Consider the following 20,671-nt stretch of genomic DNA (forward strand, 5'->3'; position numbering starts at 1 on the left):
CAGGGCAGGAGGAACAGCGCATGTCAGAGGGGATGGAGGACCGCAAGGCGCAGGCAGCGGCGTGGTTTCGCGAGCTGCGCGACCGCATCGTCGCGGCCTTCGAGGCGCTCGAGCAAAGCCAGACCACGGGACCGACAGCGGCCCTTCCGGCGGGACGTTTCGAGGTGAGCGAAACCCGGCGCGCCTCGGACGATGGCAGCGATGCCGGTGGCGGGCTGATGAGCGTGTTGCGCGGCGGCCGGGTGTTCGAGAAGGTGGGCGTCAACGTCTCGACCGTCCATGGCCTGCTCGGCGAGGCCGCGCAAAAGGCGATGGCGGCCCGCGGCGTGCCGGGGATTACCGCGGACCCGCGGTTCTGGGCCTCGGGGATCAGCCTTGTCGCACATATGCAGAACCCCCATTGTCCTGCGGTGCACATGAACACGCGGATGTTCTGGACGCCGAACGCCTGGTGGTTTGGCGGCGGGTCCGACCTGAACCCCTGTATCGAATATCCCGAGGACACCGCGGCCTTTCATGCGGTGCTGCGGGCGGCCTGCGCGCGCCATGGTGCGGGGTATTACGACCGCTTCAAGGCCTGGGCCGACGAGTATTTCTTTGTCCCCCATCGCGGCCGGGCCCGGGGCGTCGGCGGTATCTTCTATGACGATCACAACACCGGCGACTGGGATGCGGATTTTGCCCTGACCCGCGACGTCGGTTCGGCCTTCCTGCCGGCCTTCCTGCCGATCACCGAACGCCGAAGGGACCAGCCCTGGGGCGAGCCTGACCGCGACGTGCAACTGATCCACCGCGGGCTCTATGCCGAATACAACCTCGTCTATGATCGCGGCACGAAGTTTGGCCTTGCGACCGGGCACGACGCCAATGCCGTGCTGATGAGCCTGCCGCCGCTGGCGAAATGGGTCTGACCCAGCGCCCCATGCGGCCCATTCTTGCCCGCCGGGCCAGATTCTGACGATTTTGTGTGCCCTGACGACAGCTCTGCGGTCAGCGGAACCCGGGTTCTGTGTTAGCCTTGCCAGACTGGCCCTGTCACGGGACCGCCCGCTCTGCCGGGGCCGTATCCGTCGCGGGCGCGCGCAGGAGGAGGAGCGTCAATGGTCAAGACTATCGGGAACCCTCTGTCATGGTCGGCCAATGCGGTCGGGGCGACAGGATCGGCCGTCGCGGGCAGCATCGCCCATATCGGCGGCGACGGCATGGCCGCGCCAAAGGTGCGTCATGTCACCACGGCGGATGTGCGCAGTGCGCTCAGAAAGGGCGTCGATGACGCCATGGCGTTTCGCAGCGATGTGCCCTTCGTCGTCGTGATGTATCCAGCGATCGGCATCCTGCTGGCGATCTTTGCCTCGCACCTGACGCTGTTGCCGTTGCTGTTTCCTGTGGTCGCGGGCTTTGCGCTGATCGGGCCGGTTGCCGCAATCGGGCTGTATCAGATGAGCCGGCGCCGGGCGCTTGGCGAACCTGCCGGCTGGCAGGATGCCTTTGCGCTGGGCCGTTCGCCCGCCTTGGCACCGCTGCTGATGTTCGGGCTGCTGCTGATGGCGCTGTTCTTCCTGTGGCTCGGGGCGGCGGCGGTCATCTACGATCTGACGCTGGGGCCAGTGCCGCCACTGTCCCACACGGGTTTCCTTGGCGCAGTCTTCGGCACCGCAGCCGGTTGGGCGATGATCGTGCTTGGCTGCGGGGTCGGGGCGCTGTTTGCCGGGCTGGTTCTGTCGGTCAGCTTTGCCGCGCCGCTTCTGGTCGACCGCAACGTCGGATTCGTCACGGCCGTTGTAACATCGGTGCGGATCTGCCGCGAAAGCCCGCGCACCATGGTCGTCTGGGGGGCAATCGTGGCGGGCAGTCTTTTTCTGGGCATGCTGCCGCTGTTCCTCGGCCTGATCGTGGTGCTGCCGGTTCTGGGCCATGCGACCTGGCACCTCTATCGCGCCGCAACCGTTGATCCGGACGCCGTCAGTGACACCGTGGCCTAGGCTTTCCCTGCGCGCGGGCGCGGTGCGGGGTTCCGCATTGCCGCCGTTCCGGTTTATCACCGAAGGGCGGCACCAGCGCAGTGTCGCATGCAGCGGGAGGGCGCGATGCGTGGAAGATGTACCTGTGGCGAGGTTGTCTATGAACTGGCCGAGCGGCCGATGTTCGTGCACTGCTGCCATTGCCGCTGGTGTCAGCGCGAGACCGGTGCTGCCTTTGCGCTGAACGCGATCATCGAATTCGACCGGCTGCGGGTGCTCGCCGGCACGCCCGAGGTGATCGACACACCGTCGGAGAGCGGACGCGGCCAGAAGATCGCCCGCTGCCCGACCTGCAAGGTGGCGCTGTGGAGCACCTATTCCAGCCCGGCGTTCCGATTCGTCCGGGTCGGCACGCTCGACGATCCCGACGCCTGCCCGCCCGACATTCACATCTTCACCGAAAGCAAACAGCCCTGGATGGTGATCCCGGAGGGCGCCATGGCGGTCCCGGTCTATTATGACGTCAAGAAGTGCTGGCCGGCCGAAAGCCTGCTGCGGCGCAACTTGGTGAAGGCGCGGCTCAACCCTTCCTGATCGTCTCGACCATCAACGCGACGTTCTCGGGGTCGGCATCGGGGGTGATGCCGTGCCCGAGGTTGAAGATATGCGGTCCCTTGGCAAAGGCGCGGACCACGGTGCGGGTCGCCTCGACCAGTGCCGGGCCGCCCGTGACCATGTGGGACGGGTCGAGGTTGCCCTGGACGCAGCCGTCGACCTGCACCTTGGCAGCGGCCCAGGGGGCACTGACAGAATTGTCGACTGCGACGCAATCGGCGCCGGTGGCCCGGGCGAACCCGACATAGCGGGGCCCCGCCTCGCGCGGGAAGGCGATAACCGGCAGGCCCGGGTGGCGCGCCTTGAGCGCCGAGATGATCCGGCGGGCGGGTTCCAGCGCATAGCGGTCGAAATCCTCGCCATTCAGCGAGCCTGCCCAGCTGTCGAACAGCTTCACCACCTCGGCGCCGGCCTCGACCTGCGCCGAAAGGTACTCGATCGTCGCTTCGGTCAGCCGGTCGATCAGCGCCTCGAACAGCGGGCGGTTTTCGGCGATCAGCGCATGGGCCGGGCCCTGGTCGGGGGTGCCGCGGCCGGCGATCATATAGGTCGCGACGGTCCAGGGGGCGCCGGCAAAGCCGATCAGCGTCGTCTCGGCGGGCAGTTCGCGCGCGAGGATGCGCACGGTCTCATAGACCGGGGCGAGGTGGTCGTGGATGTCGTCCTTGCCCTTCAGCGCGTCGAAATCGGCCTGCGAGGCGATCGTCGACAGCCGCGGCCCTTCACCTGTGGCAAACCACAACTCGGCGCCAAGCGCCTGTGGTACCAGAAGAATGTCGGCAAACAGGATCGCCGCATCAAAGCCAAAGCGGCGAATCGGCTGCAGGGTGACTTCGGCCGCCAGATCGGGGGTATAGCACAGCGACAGGAAATCGCCCGCCTGCTCGCGTGTCGCGCGGTATTCCGGAAGGTAGCGCCCGGCCTGCCGCATCATCCAGATCGGCGGCGTTGGCAGGATCTCTCCGGCTAGGCTGCGCAGCAGCTTTTTGGTCTCGGTCATCATTACCCCCCTCACCAATCGCGTCCGTTGGGTGCGGTCTCTGCGACGGAAAGTCAAGCCGAGGGGGAGTTGCCAGTCAGCGGGGCGGCAATTATTCACCAGTGTCATGAAACAGCCTCTCCCCTCCCCCGTATCGCCCCTGAAGATCGGTACCCGCGGCTCGCCGCTGGCGCTGTTTCAGGCCAATGAGACAAGGGCGAGGCTGGCATCGGCCTTCGACCTGCCGCTCGACGCCTTCGAGATCGTCGTGATCCGAACCACCGGAGACGACCGCGCGCTGATCGCGGCCGACAAGCCGCTGAAGGATATCGGCGGCAAGGGGCTGTTCACCAAGGAGATCGAAGAGGCCCTGCTGGACGGCACGATCGACATTGCAGTGCATTCGATGAAGGACATGCCGGTCGATCAGCCAGACGGGCTGACGCTCGACTGCCATCTGCCGCGCGAGGATGTGCGGGATGCTTTCGTCACGCTCGACGGCCGGGCGCTGGACGATCTGCCGTCGGGCGCGATTGTCGGCACGTCGTCGCTGCGCCGGCGGGCACAGTTGCTCTATCGCCGGCCCAACCTGCAGGTCGTCGAATTCCGCGGCAACGTGCAGACCCGGATGCGCAAGCTTGCCGAGGGCGTGGCCGATGCGACGTTTCTTGCCTGCGCCGGGCTGAACCGGCTGGGCCTGACCGAGGTCGCCCGGGTGCCGGTCTCGCCGGAAGAACTGTTGCCGGCGGTGGCGCAGGGCGCCATCGGGATCGAACGGCGCACCGACGACCCGCGGGTGGCGTCGATGCTGGAAGCGATCCACGACACGCCCACCGGGCAGCGGCTGGCCGCCGAAAGGGCCTATCTGGCAGCGCTTGACGGCTCCTGCGAGACGCCGATTGCCGGGTTGGCAGAACTTGACGGTGGAACGATCCAGCTTCGGGGCGAGATCCTGCGCCCCGATGGCAGCGAATGCCTGGCCGATGCCGGCAGCGCGCCGATCGAGGATGCTGCCGACCTGGGGCGCGAACTTGCGCTGCGGCTAAAAAAAGAAGCAGGTGATGGTTTTTTTGACTGGCGTACCGGCTAAACGCCTGCAGGCGCAGCGCGCCTGTACCTGAAGTATCTTTTTCTATCCTTCGATGCTTTACATCGAGACTGTGGTACCCATATTCCAGTCTTGAGGTGTATTTTTGCAAGAAGGAGAAGGACTATGCATCCATCCCACGGATTTCAGATGCTGATGAAAGAACGTCCCAACCGTCATCGTACGACATTGTGGACGGTGCTGCGGCGGAACTGGTTTCGCTGATCCATTGACGCGACGGCCGGACGCGGTTTGACCCCGGCCTGGAATATACGGCGCCCGCCCGAGAGACCGGACGGGCGCCCTTGCGTTTTGACACAGCCGAGCGCGAGTGGATCACTGGCTTGCGGGTGGGGCGGCATCAATCCGCGCCAGCAGCGCTTCGACCTGCGGCCCAAGCGAGCGCACCATCAGCGCGACGCCGGCGGGGTTCGGGTGCAGCCCGTCGGGCTGCAGATAGGTCTGGGCCAGCGTTTCGCGATCCGGTTGATCGCTGAGGCCCGACAGGAAGCTTTCGGCATAGAGCGTGTGGTGGGCAGCGGCGAGATCGGGGAAGATCGCATCGAAGGCCGCCTTGTAGTCGGGGCCGTAATTGCCCGGCGCCTCCATCCCCACCAGCAGGACCTCCACGCCACGCGCCTCGGTCGCCGTCAGGATCCCGTCGAGGTTGGCGCGGCTGACCGCCGGGTCGATCCCGCGCAGCATGTCGTTGCCGCCAAGCGCGACGATCATGCCCTGCACTTCGGGCGTCAGGGTCCACTCGATCCGGGACAGCCCGCCTGCCGTGGTGTCGCCCGAGACCCCGGCATTGACCAACACCACATCGTGGCCGCGGTCGCGCAGCCAGGATTGCAGTTGCGGAACCAGACCCTCGCCATCGGGAAGGCCATAGCCCTGGGTCAGGCTGTCGCCGAAGGCAACCAGCGTGATGGGCTCGGCGCTGGCGGGCAGCGCGGACGACAGCCCGATGCCCCAGATGCCAAGACACGCGACGGCAGTCGCCATCCCGCCCGCCTTGCGGATCGAGGCGGCAACCCCATATGAAACCCTGCGCAACAGACCGGAGGCCAGCCCCGTGCATGACCCTATCCTGTCCCTCCGGGACGTATCGCTGACGCTTTCCGGCAATACCGGCCCGGTCGAGATTCTGGGTGGCATCACGCTTGATGTCGCGGCGGGCGAGACATTGGGACTGGTCGGGCCGAGCGGATCGGGCAAGTCATCTCTCCTCATGCTCATGGGCGGGCTCGAACGCGCCACGTCCGGCACGATCCACGCCGCGGGGCAGGACCTGTCCGCCATGGGCGAGGATGCGCTGGCGCGCTTCCGCCGCCACAATATGGGGGTGGTGTTCCAGTCTTTCCACCTTATCCCGACGATGACGGCGCTTGAAAACGTGGCGACGCCGCTGGAACTTGCCGGCGCGCGCGATGCCTTCGAGCGTGCCGCGGCCGAACTGTTGGCGGTGGGGCTGGCCGACCGCGCCGGGCATTATCCCGCGCAACTGTCGGGGGGCGAACAGCAGCGGGTGGCGCTGGCGCGGGCGGCAGCGCCCCGGCCGCGGATCCTGCTGGCCGACGAGCCCACGGGCAACCTCGACGGCGCAACCGGGACCACGATCATGGAACTCCTGTTCGATCTTCGCGACCGGCACGGCGCGACGCTGGTGCTTGTCACCCATGCGCCCGAGCTTGCGGCGCGCTGCGACAGGGTGGTGCGGTTGAGCGACGGGCGGCTGGACGGCGTGGCGAGGGCCGCGGAATGAGCCTCGCGGTCGCCGCCCGGATCGCGCGGCGCGAGTTGCGGGGCGGCTTGCGCGGCTTCTGGGTGTTTCTCGCCTGTCTGGCGCTCGGCGTTGCCGCGATTGCGGCGGTGGTCTCGGTGCGCGAAGGGATCACGCGCGGGCTCGCACGTGACGGCGCGGCGCTGCTCGGTGGCGATGCCGAGATGTCCTTCACCTATCGCTATGCCGCGCCGGACGAGCGTGCCTGGATGGTGGGTGCGGCCGAAAAGGTCAGCGAGATCGTCGATTTCCGCTCGATGGCGGTGATCGGCGCCGGGACCGGCGAAGACCGGGCGCTGACTCAGGTCAAAGCCGTGGACGCCGCCTATCCGCTGCGCGGCACGCTCGCGCTGGACCCGCCGATGCCGCTCGCGCAGGCGCTGGCGACCGAGGACGGTCTGCCGGGCGGGGTGATGGACCGTGTGCTGGCCGACCGGCTGGGGCTGTCACCGGGCCGCACGTTCCGGCTTGGCACCCAGGACTTTCGCCTGACCGCCGTCATCGTGTCCGAGCCCGACCGGGCAAGCGATGGCTTTGGCCTTGGGCCGCGGACGCTGGTGCGCACCGCGGATCTGGCCAATTCCTCGCTGCTGGCACCCGGCACCTTGTTCACCACCCACTACCGGCTTGCGTTGCCGCAGGGCAGCGATCTTGACGCGCTGGAGCAGGATGCGCAGCAAAGGTTCCGCGACAGCGGGATGCGCTGGCGCGACGCCCGCAACGCCGCCCCGGGCGTGTCGAGCTTTGTCGACCGACTCGGGGCGTTTCTGGTGCTGGTGGGGCTTGCCGGGCTTGCCGTCGGCGGGGTCGGGGTATCCTCCGCCGTGCGCGCTTATCTTGAGGGCAAGCGCGAGGTGATCGCGACGCTGAAGACACTCGGCGCCGAATCGCGGACGATCATGGCGGTCTACATGATCCAGATCGTTTTGCTCGCCACGCTCGGGATCGCCATCGGGCTGGTTCTTGGCGGGCTCGCGCCGGTGCTGCTTGCCCCGCTGATTTCGGCGCGGCTGCCGGTGCCGGGCGAATTTGCGATCTATGTGAAGCCCTTGTTGAAGGCCGCGACCTATGGCGGGCTGACCGCACTGCTGTTCTCGCTCTGGCCGCTTGCGCGCACCGAGGAGGTTCGCGCCGCCGCGCTCTATCGTGCCGCTATCGACGCGCCGCGGGGCCTGCCGCGGCCGGTCTATATCGTCGCCACCGCGGTGCTGCTGGCGCTGCTGGTCGGTGCGGCCGCGCGGTTCACCGACGCGCCGCGGCTGACGCTTTATGCGGCGGGCGGTATCCTTGGCTCGCTGGTGCTGCTGGTGCTGGCGGCGGCCGGGATCGGCCGGGCAGCGCGCTGGCTGGGGCGTCTGGCGATCCTGCGCGGGCGGCCGGTGCTGCGGCTTGCCCTTGGGGCGGTGGGCGGGCCGGGCGGCGAGACCGCCGCGGTCGTGCTTTCGCTCGGGCTTGGGCTGACGGTGCTGGCCGCTGTGGGGCAGATCGACACCAACCTGCGCAACGCGATCGAACGCGATCTGCCCGACGTCGCGCCGTCCTATTTCGTGGTCGATATCCAGCCCGACCAGCTTGACGGTTTCCTTGCCCGGGTGACGGGCGATCCGGGCGTGACGCGGGCCGAGACCGCGCCGATGCTGCGCGGCATCATCACCCGGATCAATGGGCGCCCGGCGCGCGAGGTCGTGGGCGATCATTGGGTGCTGAACGGCGACCGTGGCGTGACCTATTCGGCCGAACCGCCACCCGGCACGACGCTGACGGCCGGCGAATGGTGGCCTGCCGATTATGCCGGACCGCCCCTGATCAGCTTTGCCAGCGACGAGGCCGAGGAGATGGGGCTGCAGCTTGGCGACGAGCTGACCGTCAACATCCTCGGACGGGACATAACGGCGACGATTGCCAGTTTCCGGGTGGTCGACTTTTCGACCGCGGGCATCGGGTTCGTCATGGCGATGAACCCCAAGGCGCTGTCCGGGGCACCGCACAGCCACATTGCCACGATCTATGCCGATGCGGCGGCCGAGGCGCCGCTGTTGCGCGACCTTGCCCAGGCCTATCCCAATATCACCGCGATCCGGGTGCGCGATGCCATCGACCGGGTCAGCGGCATCCTGTCGGGCATCGCCGCGGCGATCACCTATGGCGCCGGGGCGACGTTGTTGACCGGGGCCGTGGTGCTGATCGGCGCGGCGGCCGCAGGGCAGCAGGCGCGGATCTATGAGGCGGCGGTGTTGAAGACCATCGGCGCGGTCCGCGGTCAGATCCTTGGCTATTTCACGCTGCGTTCGGCGCTGCTTGGGGCCGCGGCGGGGCTGGTCGCGATCTTCTGCGGCGGGTTGGCGGGCTGGGCTGTCACGACCTTCGTCATGAAGACCGAGTTCACCTTCGAGCCGGTATCGGCCATCGCAATCGTACTCGGCGGGGTTGTTGCAACCTTGCTTGCAGGCCTCGCCTTTGCCTGGCGGCCGCTGGCGGCACGCCCGGCGCGAGTGCTGCGGGCGCGGGAATAACGCCGCATCCTGCAGGCGGTCGTGCGACCTTCGTCTGTGCGTGGAAGATATGGATGCGGCGGATGGAGTGGGAGCGACCCCATCCGCCGCAAGATGCCGAACCGATGTGCGGGCCGATCTGATTTGCCCGCATGGCCCAGGGGATAGGGCCGTTTCAGTCGGCAGGAGTCTCGGGGAACGTCCTGAGATCAGAATAGCGCAGCTGACGGCCCTGGGAGGTATCCGTTGCAGGCCGCCATCGTGCTTCGCGGCGGGCTGCGAATTCTTTCAGCGAAAATCGTTGGCGATGGCGGGAAACCGTGCGGGCATGGATCGCTTCCCGCCGTGGTGGCGACTTTCCCAGCGACGCTTGCTGCGGTATGAGAGCCTGCCATGGCCCATGACCTGCCCGATATTACCCAGCCGCTTGTCCTGCCGTTCGACTCGGTGATCGATGTCCGGTCGCCGGCCGAATTTACCGACGATCATATTCCGGGCGCGATCAGCCTGCCGGTCCTCGACAACGACGAGCGGGCGGTGGTGGGAACCATCTACAAGCAGGAAAGCCCGTTCAGGGCGCGCAAGGTCGGCGCGGCGCTGGTCGCAATGAATGCCGCGCGCCATATCCAGGGGCCGCTTGCCGACATGGACGGCAGTTGGCGGCCGCTGGTCTATTGCTGGCGCGGCGGGCAGCGGTCGAACTCCTTCGCCTCGATCCTGTCCCAGATCGGCTGGCGCGCCGACGTTCTGGCGGGCGGTTATCGCAGCTATCGCCGGGCGGTGGTCGAGATGCTCTACGACGGCACGCTCGCGCATCGCATGGTGGTGCTCGACGGCAATACCGGGACGGCCAAGACCGAGCTTTTGCAGCAGGTTGCGGCGCGCGGCGGGCAGGTTCTGGATCTTGAGGGGCTGGCCAATCACCGTGGATCGGTGCTGGGGCCGCGGCCGGGCGGGCAGCCCGCGCAGAAGATGTTCGAAAGCCGGCTGGTCGCGGCGCTGGCGGCGCTGTCGCCCGACCGGCCGGTTCTGGTCGAGGCTGAAAGCTCCAAGGTCGGGGACCTGCTGGTGCCGCCGGCAGTCTGGGCCGCGATGTGCGCGGCCCCCAGAGTGCAGTTGAGCGCGAGTGTCGAGGACAGGGCGCGCTATCTGGCGCGCACCTATGCCGACATCAGCGCCGACCGCGAGGGGCTGAAACAGATCCTGTCCCTGCTGATCCGGTTGCAGGGCCACGCGCGCGTCGAACACTGGCAGTCGCTGGTCGATCAGGGGGCGTTCGAGACGCTGGCGCTGGAACTGATCACCGAACATTATGACAGCCGTTATGCCAAGTCGCGCGACACCCACGTGACGCCGTCGCGTGTGCTGCCGCTGAGCCTCGACCCCGACGGGCTCGCGCGCGCGGCCGACTGGCTGTCGGTCGAAGTCACGGCGCTTGCCGGCTGATTGCCGGGCAAGGGCGCTTGCGGTCAGAGGATGGTGACGAACGGCGGGCCGTCGACGATCCGACCGATCCGGGCGGCGGCAAAGCCCAAGGCCCGTAGCCGTTCGAGCCGGTCTTCCGCGGTCTCTGGCGCAACCGCTGCCAGAAGCCCGCCCGCAGTCTGCGGGTCGAACAGCAGATCGGCGCGCGGTCCCTCGGGCAGGGTCATCCGCGCGGCGACGGCGCGGTTCGCCGGATAAAGGGTCGACCGGATCCCACCGGCCGCCAGCGCCTCGGCGCCGTCATAAAACGGGATCGCGTCCAGTTCGAGTTCGGCACCCGTGCCTGATGCGTCGCAGATCGCCATCAGATGTCCGGCCAGCCCGAACCCTGTGACATCGGTCATGGCGCGTGCACCCGTCAGCACCGCGGCTGCGTCCCCCTGCGGACGGCGCATCGCGGCAAGCGCGGCCAGCACATCCGCACCCCGCGCCTTGCCCTGCATTTCGCCGGCAAGGATCGTGCCGCTGCCGATCGGCTTGGTCAGCAGCAGGACGTCGCCCGGACGGGCGCCGCCCAGCGTAATCGGCGCGGCGGCGGCAAGGCCCGTCAGGGTGAAGCCAAGGGTCAGTTCGGCCCCGATGCTGGTGTGGCCGCCGACCAGATCGGCGCCTTCGGCGCGGAATACCTCGGTTGCGGTATCGAGGATCTCGCGCAGGGTCGCGGCCTGCATCTGCTCGGCCATCCGTGGCAGGATGATCTGGGCAAGCGCTGCCTGCGGGCTTGCCCCCATGGCCCAGATATCGCCAAGTGCATGGACCGCGGCGATCCGGGCGAAGGTAACCGGATCTTCGGTGAAGGCGCGCAGATGGTCGGTGGTCAGCACCTGGGTTTCGCCGCCGATCCGCAGAACGGCCGCATCGTCGCCGGGCCGGGTCAATACGTCGGCGCGCAGGGGCGGCGGCAACCGGTCGAGCGCAAATTTCAGGCTGGCGCCCGCAAGCTTTGCGCCGCAGCCGCCACAAAGCGGCGTGTCGCCCAGAACCGCCTCGATCCCTCTGGCGCGCGGGCTCGGCAGGGCAGGCTCGGCCATCGCGGGCAGGGCGCGGAACTTATCCATGAACCTGCGGTCGATCCTGTCCTTCCACAGCCACAGACCGGGGAGGGACAGGCTGCGCCCGCCCTTGTCGGCAAGCGCCGATTTCCCGCCAAGCGAGATCAGCTTCAGGTAATCCTTTTGCGGCCGGAACCGGCGCGGGCGCGTGCCGGCAAGCTCGGCCCTGAGGTTCGCAAACAGGATCGGGGCGGCCCGCACCGCATAGACCCCTGCCTTGGGACGCGGGGCAAAGCCGAGATGGGCGCAGTCGCCGCTGGCAAAGACCGCGGGATCGGAGGTGCTACGCAGGTGTTCGTCGACGCAGATATAGCCCTCGTGGCTGTCGAGCCCGAGCCTGCCGATCCAGTCGTGCGGCCGCGCGCCGGCGGCACCCAGAACGAAACTCGATGGAATGAGCCGACCGTCGTCGAGCACCACGCCCTCGGCGGTGACCTCGCGGAGCGCGCAATGTTCGATCAGCCCGATCCCGCGTCTGGTCAGCATGGCACGCAGTCGGGTGCGGGTTCCGGGCGCAACGGCGCCAAGCGCCTCTGCCGCGTCAAGCAGGGTGATCTCGGGGCGAACGCCCCGCGCGGCGACGCGGTGCTGCATGGCAAGTGCAAGCTCCACGCCGGCGACGCCAGCGCCGATGATATTGATCTGCGGCGCCACGGTGCCTGAGGTCAGCCGGGCAAGCCAGTCCTCCCAGGCGGCAACGAACCGGTCCAGCGGCTTTGCGGCCACGGCATGGGCGACAAAACCGGGCAGATCCGGCAGCGACGTTGTAATGCCGACGTCGATCGACACTACGTCATACCGGATCTCGGGCCAGCCTTGCGCGCGCACCAGCTTGCGCTGGAGGTCGATGCCGAAGACCGGCGCGGGCACGAACCGCGCCCCGGCAAAACGGGCGAGCCTGACGAGGTCGATATCGAGCTGTTCCAGCCTGTAGTGCCCGGCGATATGCCCCGGCAGCATCCCCGAATAGGGCGCGGTCGGCCCGGGGTTCATCAGCGTCAGCCGCACGCCGGGCAGCGGATTCATCCCCCACATTCGCAGCAACAGCGCATGGCTGTGCCCGCCGCCCACAAGGACGAGATCGCGGATCAGGGGAAGTGCGCCTTGCATCCGTGCCTCCGAAGTCTGGCGCGACAAGACCAGAGCATGGCGGCATGGTAAAGTGCCCCGAACCAGCGGCATCGCAGGCGCCGCGAAATCCCCCTTCGGTCTGCCGCTTTGCCCTTGACGGCCCGCGCCGGCTCCTTTACCTCCCGCCCACGCCTCGGGGCGGAGTAGCTCAGTTGGTTAGAGCAGCGGAATCATAATCCGCGTGTCGGGGGTTCAAGTCCCTCCTCCGCTACCATCGCTTTCATTTTGGAAATCAGACTTCATCGCCAGGCACTTTCCGGCGGTTTGTCGTCCGATTTGGAATCCTCGTTCTCAATCCCTGCGCTTCCAGTCGGCGAACGGCGCCACAGTATGGCGCGGCGTGCGTGATTGCACGGTTTGACGAGCGCAGTTGCATTGTGCCCAGCACCGTCAACCTCTGATAGCGCGCGCGGGCATTCTGGCGAAGCAGCGCGAATAAGCGGAGACGGACCCGCCCGACCTTGAAGCCATCCTGGATCAGCCATCCCTGCGGCATCCGGCTGCCCGCATAGGGAAACTCCCGCTGCAGTTTGTCGATGCGGTGCATGACGTCCAGTCCGGCATCCGAGACAGGGTGCGGCTTGGAACAGACCGCCCCCGGCTGATCCCCGGCACTATCGCCTGACGACTGACGCTCGGCTTTGCGGACATTCTTTTGCGCTCGGTAACAGACCCGCCCGGAAACTGAAGATTGCCGCATGAACTCCATGGATGCGCCCCGCTGGGAATGAGGGATTACTCCGAGCCCGCGCAGCGTGATTGCGTCGCCGGAAGGCAACGATGGACGCGATGATTCTCGTAGTGCGATTTACGGTCGTGACATTCGGCAACGGATGCTGAGACTCTGATACGAAGCGGTGGAATAGCCGCCAGAGCGTGCCGGAGACGACCGGCCGGGACCGGACACATGGCGACGCCACCCGTCGCGGTCAGGTCGGAAGATGCGGAAACACGATGCCTGCGACCTCCACGCCATCACACTCCCTGACCGTCGCGACCGAGGCCGAGGCGCTGGTCCTTGCGGGTGCGCTGACTGTGTGGACCATCGACAAGCTGCCCGCCGTTTCCGACCGCCAGACCCGTGTCGAGCTTTCAGGGGTCGATCTGCTGGATACCGCCGGGGCCTGGTATCTTGCCTGTCAGCGACAGGCAGGGGCAGAGCTGCAAGGTCTGGCAGAGGCGCAGGCTCGTTTGGTCGACGTGGTTGCCGCGGCACTTCCGGTACCGGAACCGGCTCCCCTCGTCGCCGCCGGTCTGAGGGCCTTTCTGGATCGAACCGGGCGGAACGTGGTCGACATATTCCGCAATCTGGCGGAACTGGCCGAATATGTCGGGCGCTTCATTGCCTCGATTGTGCGTGCCTTGCGCCACCCTTCGGAATTCAGCCTGACATCGCTTGTGCATCACTGCGAGGAAACCGGGATCAAGGCCCTGCCGGTCGTGACGCTGATGGCATTTCTGATCGGCATCGTGCTGGCATTTCAGGGCGCTGCACAACTGCGCAGCTTCGGGGCCGAGATATTCGTCGTCGATCTGATCTCGATCTCGATCCTGCGCGAACTTGGCATCCTGTTGACGGCGATCGTGGTTGCGGGGCGCACCGCCTCGGCGCTGACCGCGTCGATCGGCGCGATGAAGATGCAGGAAGAGATCGACGCCATGCGAACTCTCGGGCTCGACCCGGACATGGTGCTGATCCTGCCGAGGGTTCTGGCGCTGGTGCTGATGCTGCCGGTGCTTGGGCTGATTGCCGATGTTGCCGGTCTGGTTGGCGGGGCGCTGATGTCCTGGGTCGAACTCGGGATCTCGCCGGCGATGTTCACCACGCGTCTCGTTGCCGAAACCAGCGTCGACAACGTGATCGTCGGGCTGTCGAAGGCGCCGGTCTTTGCGGTCGTCATCGGCATCATCGGCTGCCGTGCCGGGATGCAGGTGCAAAACGATGCGGAATCGCTGGGGACGATGACCTCCAGTTCTGTCGTGCAGGCGATTTTTGCAGTGATTGTCATCGACGCACTGTTTTCGATCTTCTTCGCCGAGGTCGGGCTGTGACCGGCGGCACGGCCAGCGGGCCCGCCGACAACGTGATCGAGGTGCGCGGTCTGATCACCCGCTTTGGCACCCACACTGTGCATGACGGGCTCGATCTCGATGTGCGGCGGGGCGAGATCCTGGGGATTGTCGGCGGCTCGGGCACTGGAAAGTCGGTCTTGCTGCGCGCCATCGTCGGGCTGCTGCAGCCGCAGGGCGGCACCATACGGGTCTTTGGCAAGACCGTTGGGGATCTGTCCGTCGATGACCGCCAGATGCTGGAACGGCGCTGGGGCGTGATGTTTCAGGACGGCGCGCTTTTTTCGGCGCTGACCGTCTGCGAGAACGTCGAGGTGCCGCTGCGCGTCGTTCCAGACCTTGGCGACGCCTTGCGGGTGGCGCTGGCGCGGCTGAAGATCTCGATGGCGGGGCTGCCGTGGACGGCCAACGACAAATACCCCTCGGACCTTTCGGGCGGGATGCGCAAACGCGCAGGGCTTGCCCGGGCGCTCGCGCTCGACCCCGAAATCGTGTTTCTCGACGAGCCGACGGCCGGGCTCGACCCGATCGGGGCCGATGCCTTTGACCGGCTGATTGTCGAACTGCGCGATTCGCTCGAACTGACTGTTGTTCTGGTTACCCACGATCTGGACACGCTGCACGCCTGCTGCGACCGGATCGCAGTACTGGCCGAGAAAAAGGTACTGACGACGGGGACCATGGCGGACATGATGCAGGTCGATCACCCCTGGGTGCACGAATACTTCCATGGCCCGCGTGCCCACGCCGCAATGCAAAGCGGACGACGGAAGGAATAGCCGATGGAAACCAAAGCCAACTACGTGCTGGTCGGTGCCTTCACCGTCGCGGGGTTTCTTGGCATCCTGATGTTCATCGTCTGGTTCGCCAAGATCCAGATCGACCGCCAGTTCGACTATTACGACATCTTCTTCGCCGATGTGACCGGGCTCAGCGTCTCTTCGGATGTGCGATTTGCCGGGCTTTCCGTTGGCAAGGTGATCGCCATGGAGCTTTCCGACAGCGGCGATGGCACGGTCCGGGTGCGGATCGAGATCGCCGAAGATACCCCGATCCGCGCCGATTCCGTCGCCTCGCTGGAACCGCAGGGGGTGACGGGGGTGAACAACGTGTCGATCTCGGCCGGCAGCCCCTCGTCGCCGATGCTGCGCGACGTCGGCGACAATGGCACGCCGGTGATCAAGTCGGGGCTTTCGATGCTGCAGGCGCTCAGCGATCAGGGTCCGAAGATGATCGAGCGGCTTGCCGATGTCGCCCGGCAACTGACTGAACTGTTGGGCGAGGCAAACCAGACCCGGGTGAGCAACATTCTCGACAACGTCGAGGAGTCGACCGGCAATCTCGACAAGGCGCTTTCCAACGTCTCGCACGCGACCGATTCCATCGCCACGGCCGCCGACGCAATCGCCGATTTCGGCTCGCAACTGACCGGCCTTGGCGATGCGGCACGGAACACGCTGACCACCGCGGACACCACGCTGAATGCCTTCACCCGGACCGCCGGAGAGGCCGAGGACTTCCTCAAGGCGGGCACCGAAACCGTGACCGGGGTCGGGGACTATGTCGCCGGCGATCTCAAGTCGCTGACCGGCCATGTCGACGAGACGGCCCAGACGCTGCGCGATGCGGTCCCGGGCCTTGCCGATCAGATGCAGGCCAGCCTTGGCAAGCTCGATGACACGCTTGATCTGGGGCAGGGCGCGCTGGACTCGGCCGACCGTGCCTTTGACGGGATTGCCGGTGTGATCGACACCGATGTGGGTCCGGTGGTCGGCGACCTGCGCCAGGCGCTTCAGACCTTCGACAGCACACTCGGCAAGGTTTCGGGCGATCTGCCCGAGATCACCGGAATGCTGAAGGATGCCGCTGACTCGGCCAGCGCCGCCTTCGCCAGCCTGCGCACGATGGTCGAGGGGGCGAACGCGCCCGTTCAGGTCTTTGCCCGCGATGGCCTGCCACAGATCACGCGGGCGGCCTTCGACATGCGGGGGCTGATCGACAATGTGAACCAGCTTGTGTCGGCGCTGCGCCGCAACCCGTCACAACTGATCTCGGGGCCCAAAGAGCCCGATTTTCGCCGCTGAGGAGCCCGCGACATGCGCCTGAACATGACCGTCCTGACCGTCCTTCTCGGCTTTTCGCTTTCGGGCTGCGGCGCGCTTTCGGTGCTGCAGGGAGAGCCGAACCGCGATGTCTATGAGCTGCTGCTGCAGAACGATACGCCGTTGCGCTGCGGGCGCGGCCGGATCGCCGATCTGGTGGTCGAGACGCCAAAGACCCGCAGCACGCTCGACAGCGATCGCATCATGGTCCGCCCCTCGACCCTGCAGGTCGCCTATCTGCCCGATGCGCGCTGGGGCGATACGGTCCCGACCACGCTGCAAACCCTGCTGATCCGCAGCTTCAGCCGATATGACATCTTCAGCCACGTCGGCAGCGCGCCGCTTGGGCTGTCTGCGGACTATGCCCTGATCAGCACCATCAACGACTTCAACGCCGACGCCTATGGCGAGGCGCCGCAGGTCCGCCTGTCGGTCGACGCGCAGATGGTCCGCGAAAGCGATGCCAGGGTGGTGGCGCGGGGCAGGTTCGAGGCCAGCCGGACCGCCCCGAGCACAAAGGCCCCGGATCTGGCAAGTGCCTTCGATCTGGCCGCACAGGACCTGGTAGGCCAGATGACCGGCTGGGGGCTTGGAGCGCTCGGCGTCGCAAAGACGTCTTGCACCCCGGTGTCGGGCCAACGGTGACAAAGACGCCGCCCGATCCTTGCAGGGCCTGTTGTGCGCCACCGGCATCAAGGGTCGGCCGCCGCGTTCCGGCAAGGCAATCCTGATGCCGCGGAGTTCGGGGCCAACATTGTCCCGGAAAGACCTGCCGCGCATAAAACCGGCATCGGCCCGGCACAGCGAGACCGGTGTCCTGGTTGGCGTGCAATGACGGCCCCTTGCCAAAGTGCACGTCTGGTGGTTTTTATGTAGCTATCCGTCGTTGCGGGACTTTGCTGCGGCCCCGTCCTCAGGTTCATCGGAACCGAACCGGGGACGTCGCTTCGGAAAAGGCAGCCTCTCATCATCACAGACCCGGACCCCTGACACGGCATGAACTTCGTCATCTTCGTCAATGGGCTTCTGTTGCTGGGAATGGGCGCATTGATGGGCCTGACCGCGCTTGCGTTTTCCGCAACCCGGGGCATCTTCCTTGAAGCGGCGATCATTTTGCTGTTCACCGGGGGCTGCCTGTGCCTTGCCTCGGGCGCACATATGGAGCGCTTGCACCGGCTTCATTCCTTCATCCTGACCAGCAGTGCATGGGTCGTCGCGGCCTCTGCGGGCGCACTTCCGCTTTGGCTGTGGAGATTGTCCCCGACGGATGCGTTTTTCGAGGCCATGTCGGGCATCACGACCACCGGTTCGACCGTCATCACCGGGCTCGACGGGATTGAACCCGGCATCCTGATGTGGCGCGCGATCCTGCAGTGGATCGGCGGCGTCGGATTCATCATCGTCGGCATCGCCATCCTTCCGATCATGCGGGTGGGCGGCATGCAGCTGTTCCAGACCGAAAGCTCGGAGCGTGGCGAGAAGGCGTTTGCCAGCGCGGCGCATTTTGCGTCGGCCACGATCTGGGTCTACCTCGGCATCACCGGACTGTGCATCCTTGCCTATGCCGCCGGCGGCATGACCGAGTTCGAGGCGATCACGCATGCTTTCGCGACGGTCTCGACGGGAGGATATTCGACCTCTGACGCCTCCTTCGGGCATTTCGACAGCGCCTATCTGCAGTGGATGGGCACCGTCTTCATGCTGGCCGGGGCGCTGCCCTTTGCCTGGTATATCCGGGTGTTGCACCGTCGCGTGATCCGAAGCGAGCAGGTTCAGGGACTGGTTTCCATGCTGGTCGTCGTGGTCCTCCTGCTCACGGCCTGGCGCGTGCTGTCAGGCGGCCAACCGATCCTGGAAAGCCTGCGGCTTGTCGCCTTCAACGTGGTGTCGGTTGTCACCACAACCGGTTTTGCGACCGCCGACTACACCACTTGGGGCCCGGTTGCCGCCGTCGCCTTCTTTCTACTGACCTTCATCGGCGGCTGCACCGGATCGACCGCGGGCGGCGCCAAGATGATGCGCTGGATCGTCTGCATCCGAAGTGTGAACGCCCAGATGAAGCGCGTCGGCTATCCCAGCGGGGTTTTTACCCCCAGGTACGAGAAACGGGCCATCGAACCGGATGTCGAAAGCGGGGTCACGACCTTCTTCGTTCTGTATTCTGCGACGATCTTCGCGATCGTGGTCGTTCTCGATCTCTATGGCCTCGACTTCTCGACCTCGATCAGCGGCGCGGTGACGGCGGTTGCCAACGTCGGACCGGGGATCGGCGACATCATCGGACCGGCCGGGAACTTTGCGCCGCTGCCGGACGGGGCGAAGTGGACGCTGGCCTTCGGCATGTACGCCGGCAGGCTCGAGATGCTGACGGTCTATGTTCTGTTCATGCCGAGGTTCTGGGCCGCGCTGAGCTGATACGGTTTGCGACGGCGCATGCGGGCCCTTCCTGCGGAAGAAGGATCAGGCGGCGGGGAAATCCGACGCGATCCGCCGCAGCTCTTCGCGGTCCGTCACGGGGAACCGCGCCACGTACCGCGTCTTGAACCCGACCCGGCCGCGGCGGATGCCGAAATTCTCGCCATGGTTGACGATGTAGGTCACCGCCTGTTGGCGCAGCGGGGCAAGGGGGCGGCCTGCGAGCGCGGCAAGATAGGGGAACATGCGATGTTCATGGGAGGTGAGCGTCGCCAGCCATGCGGCGTCGCAGACACCTTGCGAGAAATCGACCCGGAAGGCCGCGCAACTGCCGCACATCTTCCAGAACGGCTTGCGCCCCGGCGCCAGCACAGTTTGCGGAGCGCATAGGCCATAGGCGCCGCTTTGGGCATCGCGCACCAGACCCTGGGTGACGAGATAGCCATTCGGGTCGGCGCGTGTCACCATTTCCTTCACCGCGTTACGGTTCAGCAGGTCGTCGGCGTCGAAGGGCATGGCATAGCCGCCCTCCGGGCATAAATCCGGCAGGAAGCGGCTGAGCGTGCCGAGCTTGGCCCATTTGTCATTGCCGCTGAAGGCACGGGTGAAGCGCAGGAACCGGACCTGATCGTCGAACGCAATGCCGTCCGGCCGGGTCTGGCCGCAGATCAGCGCCCTCCAGCGCGGACTGGTCTGCCCGCGGAAACTGGCGATGGTGTCGGCAAGTCGGCGTTCGACGTCAGCCCAGTTGCCGACGTGATGGCTGCCAACCAGCGGGATCAGGAACACCACCACCGGATCCTTCGGCGGTGCCGGGCGTGGCTGAAGACGGGTCTGCAGGGCGGCGGTTTCCGATGCCTGCAGGCGCATGTGCTCGAGGCACCACTGCGGGCCGAGCGTCGCCGCGGCAAGCCGGATCAGCACGCGGCGGGATTTTGGTGTTGCGGGTACCTGGGCCATGTCTCTATCCCCTCAGAGGAAGGTATCGGGACAGATCGCGGAAAAGGTCAAGGCGTTCGTCGTCCGACAGGAAGGCGCCGATCTCGACCTCGCGGCCGGCGCCGCGCAGGGTGACATAATCCGCGACCGGCCCGCCGTGCGGATGCAGCCGCACCTCGACCCAATGGGGATTGGCCTCCCACCGGCGCGGTGGTTTCAACCGCTGGTGACGATCGAGCCGCACGTGGTCGGACCAGATCCTCAGCACCTCGACGATCTCGCCATCGCGATAGCTGCGCATGAGGAAGTAGTAGAGCAGCCCGAGCGTTCCCATCACGAAGGGCAGCAGCCCCCAGAGCACCGGCGAGCCAAGGGCCGGAGCAAGCGGGACCAGCAGCAGGACGAACGTGGTGCCGATGAACCAGACGAAGCCGCGTTTGGGCAGCGAGCGATGCGGCCAAACGTGCAGCTCGGCCCAGGGCGCGGCACCCGCCCGATGCGAAAAGGCCCCGGTTTGCACCGGGGCCCCTTCTGGTCTGATTACCCAGTCCACAGGCATG

General features: G+C 66.5%; 18 protein-coding genes and 1 tRNA gene. 13 read left to right on the top strand and 6 right to left on the bottom strand.

Annotated features, from left to right (window positions below; all coding sequences use genetic code 11):
* The first annotated feature begins 20 nt into the window (after positions 1–20).
* From hemF to DQG17_RS15005, 3 genes are all read left to right on the top strand, one after another.
* Positions 21–911 (top strand): oxygen-dependent coproporphyrinogen oxidase, encoded by an 891-nt coding sequence (gene hemF / locus DQG17_RS14995; protein ID WP_116133676.1) that lies wholly within the window; start codon positions 21–23, stop codon positions 909–911.
* 189 nt (positions 912–1,100) lie between these two features.
* Positions 1,101–1,982 (top strand): DUF2189 domain-containing protein, encoded by an 882-nt coding sequence (locus DQG17_RS15000; RefSeq protein WP_116133677.1) that lies wholly within the window; start codon positions 1,101–1,103, stop codon positions 1,980–1,982.
* A 105-nt stretch (positions 1,983–2,087) separates the two neighbouring features.
* Positions 2,088–2,555: a GFA family protein gene (locus DQG17_RS15005; protein WP_116133678.1), complete on the top strand. Its 468-nt coding sequence runs from the start codon at positions 2,088–2,090 to the stop codon at positions 2,553–2,555.
* On the opposite strand, the gene hemE is transcribed toward DQG17_RS15005, so the two are convergent.
* Positions 2,542–3,576 carry a uroporphyrinogen decarboxylase gene (gene hemE / locus DQG17_RS15010; protein WP_116133918.1) on the bottom strand — a complete coding sequence of 345 codons (1,035 nt, stop codon included), beginning with the start codon at positions 3,574–3,576 and terminating at the stop codon, positions 2,542–2,544. The two genes, DQG17_RS15005 and hemE, sit on opposite strands and share 14 nt — an antisense overlap.
* Before the next feature lie 106 nt (positions 3,577–3,682).
* On the opposite strand from hemE, the gene hemC reads away from it, so the two are divergent.
* On the top strand, positions 3,683–4,645 hold the full coding sequence (gene hemC / locus DQG17_RS15015; RefSeq protein ID WP_116133679.1) for a hydroxymethylbilane synthase: 963 nt from the start codon (positions 3,683–3,685) through the stop codon (positions 4,643–4,645).
* A 333-nt stretch (positions 4,646–4,978) separates the two neighbouring features.
* Here the strand turns inward: hemC and DQG17_RS15020 are convergent, their stop codons facing one another.
* A complete protein-coding gene (locus DQG17_RS15020) occupies positions 4,979–5,647 on the bottom strand; it encodes an arylesterase (RefSeq protein WP_232829457.1) in 669 nt (222 codons plus the stop codon).
* Positions 5,648–5,717: 70 nt separating this feature from the next.
* On the opposite strand from DQG17_RS15020, the gene DQG17_RS15025 reads away from it, so the two are divergent.
* The 3 genes from DQG17_RS15025 to mnmH all read left to right on the top strand — a co-directional run bounded on the left by DQG17_RS15025 (position 5,718) and on the right by mnmH (position 10,363).
* Complete coding sequence (locus DQG17_RS15025; RefSeq protein ID WP_116133681.1) at positions 5,718–6,407, top strand: ABC transporter ATP-binding protein; 690 nt, start codon at positions 5,718–5,720, stop codon at positions 6,405–6,407.
* Entirely contained in the window at positions 6,404–8,938 is a 2,535-nt protein-coding gene (locus DQG17_RS15030) for an ABC transporter permease (RefSeq protein ID WP_116133682.1), read from the top strand. Before DQG17_RS15025 ends, DQG17_RS15030 begins: the two co-directional genes overlap by 4 nt.
* 372 nt (positions 8,939–9,310) lie before the next feature.
* Positions 9,311–10,363 carry a tRNA 2-selenouridine(34) synthase MnmH gene (mnmH, locus tag DQG17_RS15035; protein ID WP_116133683.1) on the top strand — a complete coding sequence of 351 codons (1,053 nt, stop codon included), beginning with the start codon at positions 9,311–9,313 and terminating at the stop codon, positions 10,361–10,363.
* A gap of 23 nt (positions 10,364–10,386) precedes the next feature.
* Here the strand turns inward: mnmH and selD are convergent, their stop codons facing one another.
* Complete coding sequence (gene selD / locus DQG17_RS15040) at positions 10,387–12,564, bottom strand: selenide, water dikinase SelD (protein WP_116133684.1); 2,178 nt, start codon at positions 12,562–12,564, stop codon at positions 10,387–10,389.
* Between the two features lie 158 nt (positions 12,565–12,722).
* On the opposite strand from selD, the gene DQG17_RS15045 reads away from it, so the two are divergent.
* Positions 12,723–12,799 (top strand) — tRNA-Met (locus tag DQG17_RS15045).
* An 18-nt stretch (positions 12,800–12,817) separates the two neighbouring features.
* Here the strand turns inward: DQG17_RS15045 and DQG17_RS15050 are convergent.
* Positions 12,818–13,294 (bottom strand): hypothetical protein, encoded by a 477-nt coding sequence (locus DQG17_RS15050; RefSeq protein WP_157973628.1) that lies wholly within the window; start codon positions 13,292–13,294, stop codon positions 12,818–12,820.
* 245 nt (positions 13,295–13,539) lie between these two features.
* Here DQG17_RS15050 and DQG17_RS15055 point away from each other — a divergent pair, with 245 nt between their 5' ends.
* The 5 genes from DQG17_RS15055 to DQG17_RS15075 all read left to right on the top strand — a co-directional run bounded on the left by DQG17_RS15055 (position 13,540) and on the right by DQG17_RS15075 (position 19,172).
* Positions 13,540–14,637: an ABC transporter permease gene (locus DQG17_RS15055; RefSeq protein ID WP_116133686.1), complete on the top strand. Its 1,098-nt coding sequence runs from the start codon at positions 13,540–13,542 to the stop codon at positions 14,635–14,637.
* Positions 14,634–15,434: an ABC transporter ATP-binding protein gene (locus DQG17_RS15060; RefSeq protein ID WP_116133687.1), complete on the top strand. Its 801-nt coding sequence runs from the start codon at positions 14,634–14,636 to the stop codon at positions 15,432–15,434. Before DQG17_RS15055 ends, DQG17_RS15060 begins: the two co-directional genes overlap by 4 nt.
* A 3-nt stretch (positions 15,435–15,437) precedes the next feature.
* On the top strand, positions 15,438–16,739 hold the full coding sequence (locus DQG17_RS15065) for an MlaD family protein (RefSeq protein WP_116133688.1): 1,302 nt from the start codon (positions 15,438–15,440) through the stop codon (positions 16,737–16,739).
* 12 nt (positions 16,740–16,751) lie between these two features.
* Positions 16,752–17,402 (top strand): ABC-type transport auxiliary lipoprotein family protein, encoded by a 651-nt coding sequence (locus tag DQG17_RS15070; protein ID WP_232829458.1) that lies wholly within the window; start codon positions 16,752–16,754, stop codon positions 17,400–17,402.
* A gap of 351 nt (positions 17,403–17,753) precedes the next feature.
* On the top strand, positions 17,754–19,172 hold the full coding sequence (locus DQG17_RS15075; protein ID WP_116133689.1) for a TrkH family potassium uptake protein: 1,419 nt from the start codon (positions 17,754–17,756) through the stop codon (positions 19,170–19,172).
* 45 nt (positions 19,173–19,217) lie between these two features.
* Here DQG17_RS15075 and DQG17_RS15080 read toward each other — a convergent pair whose 3' ends face one another.
* Both DQG17_RS15080 and DQG17_RS15085 read right to left on the bottom strand, forming a co-directional pair.
* Complete coding sequence (locus tag DQG17_RS15080) at positions 19,218–20,132, bottom strand: hypothetical protein (RefSeq protein ID WP_116133690.1); 915 nt, start codon at positions 20,130–20,132, stop codon at positions 19,218–19,220.
* Positions 20,133–20,136: 4 nt separating this feature from the next.
* A complete protein-coding gene (locus DQG17_RS15085; protein ID WP_116133691.1) occupies positions 20,137–20,670 on the bottom strand; it encodes a DUF2244 domain-containing protein in 534 nt (177 codons plus the stop codon).
* Position 20,671 lies beyond the last annotated feature (1 nt).

It is taken from the genome of Tropicimonas sp. IMCC34043, from assembly GCF_003390845.1.
GTDB lineage: Bacteria > Pseudomonadota > Alphaproteobacteria > Rhodobacterales > Rhodobacteraceae > Tropicimonas.

Coding starts and splice junctions, on each gene's coding strand:
- hemF (WP_116133676.1), top strand. CDS start 21: ATGTCAGAGGGGATGGAGGACCGCAAGGCGCAGGCAGCGGCGTGGTTT.
- DQG17_RS15000 (WP_116133677.1), top strand. CDS start 1,101: ATGGTCAAGACTATCGGGAACCCTCTGTCATGGTCGGCCAATGCGGTC.
- DQG17_RS15005 (WP_116133678.1), top strand. CDS start 2,088: ATGCGTGGAAGATGTACCTGTGGCGAGGTTGTCTATGAACTGGCCGAG.
- hemE (WP_116133918.1), bottom strand. CDS start 3,576: ATGACCGAGACCAAAAAGCTGCTGCGCAGCCTAGCCGGAGAGATCCTG.
- hemC (WP_116133679.1), top strand. CDS start 3,683: ATGAAACAGCCTCTCCCCTCCCCCGTATCGCCCCTGAAGATCGGTACC.
- DQG17_RS15020 (WP_232829457.1), bottom strand. CDS start 5,647: ATGGCGACTGCCGTCGCGTGTCTTGGCATCTGGGGCATCGGGCTGTCG.
- DQG17_RS15030 (WP_116133682.1), top strand. CDS start 6,404: ATGAGCCTCGCGGTCGCCGCCCGGATCGCGCGGCGCGAGTTGCGGGGC.
- mnmH (WP_116133683.1), top strand. CDS start 9,311: ATGGCCCATGACCTGCCCGATATTACCCAGCCGCTTGTCCTGCCGTTC.
- selD (WP_116133684.1), bottom strand. CDS start 12,564: ATGCAAGGCGCACTTCCCCTGATCCGCGATCTCGTCCTTGTGGGCGGC.
- DQG17_RS15050 (WP_157973628.1), bottom strand. CDS start 13,294: ATGGAGTTCATGCGGCAATCTTCAGTTTCCGGGCGGGTCTGTTACCGA.
- DQG17_RS15055 (WP_116133686.1), top strand. CDS start 13,540: ATGCCTGCGACCTCCACGCCATCACACTCCCTGACCGTCGCGACCGAG.
- DQG17_RS15065 (WP_116133688.1), top strand. CDS start 15,438: ATGGAAACCAAAGCCAACTACGTGCTGGTCGGTGCCTTCACCGTCGCG.
- DQG17_RS15070 (WP_232829458.1), top strand. CDS start 16,752: ATGCGCCTGAACATGACCGTCCTGACCGTCCTTCTCGGCTTTTCGCTT.
- DQG17_RS15075 (WP_116133689.1), top strand. CDS start 17,754: ATGAACTTCGTCATCTTCGTCAATGGGCTTCTGTTGCTGGGAATGGGC.
- DQG17_RS15080 (WP_116133690.1), bottom strand. CDS start 20,132: ATGGCCCAGGTACCCGCAACACCAAAATCCCGCCGCGTGCTGATCCGG.
- DQG17_RS15085 (WP_116133691.1), bottom strand. CDS start 20,670: ATGCCTGTGGACTGGGTAATCAGACCAGAAGGGGCCCCGGTGCAAACC.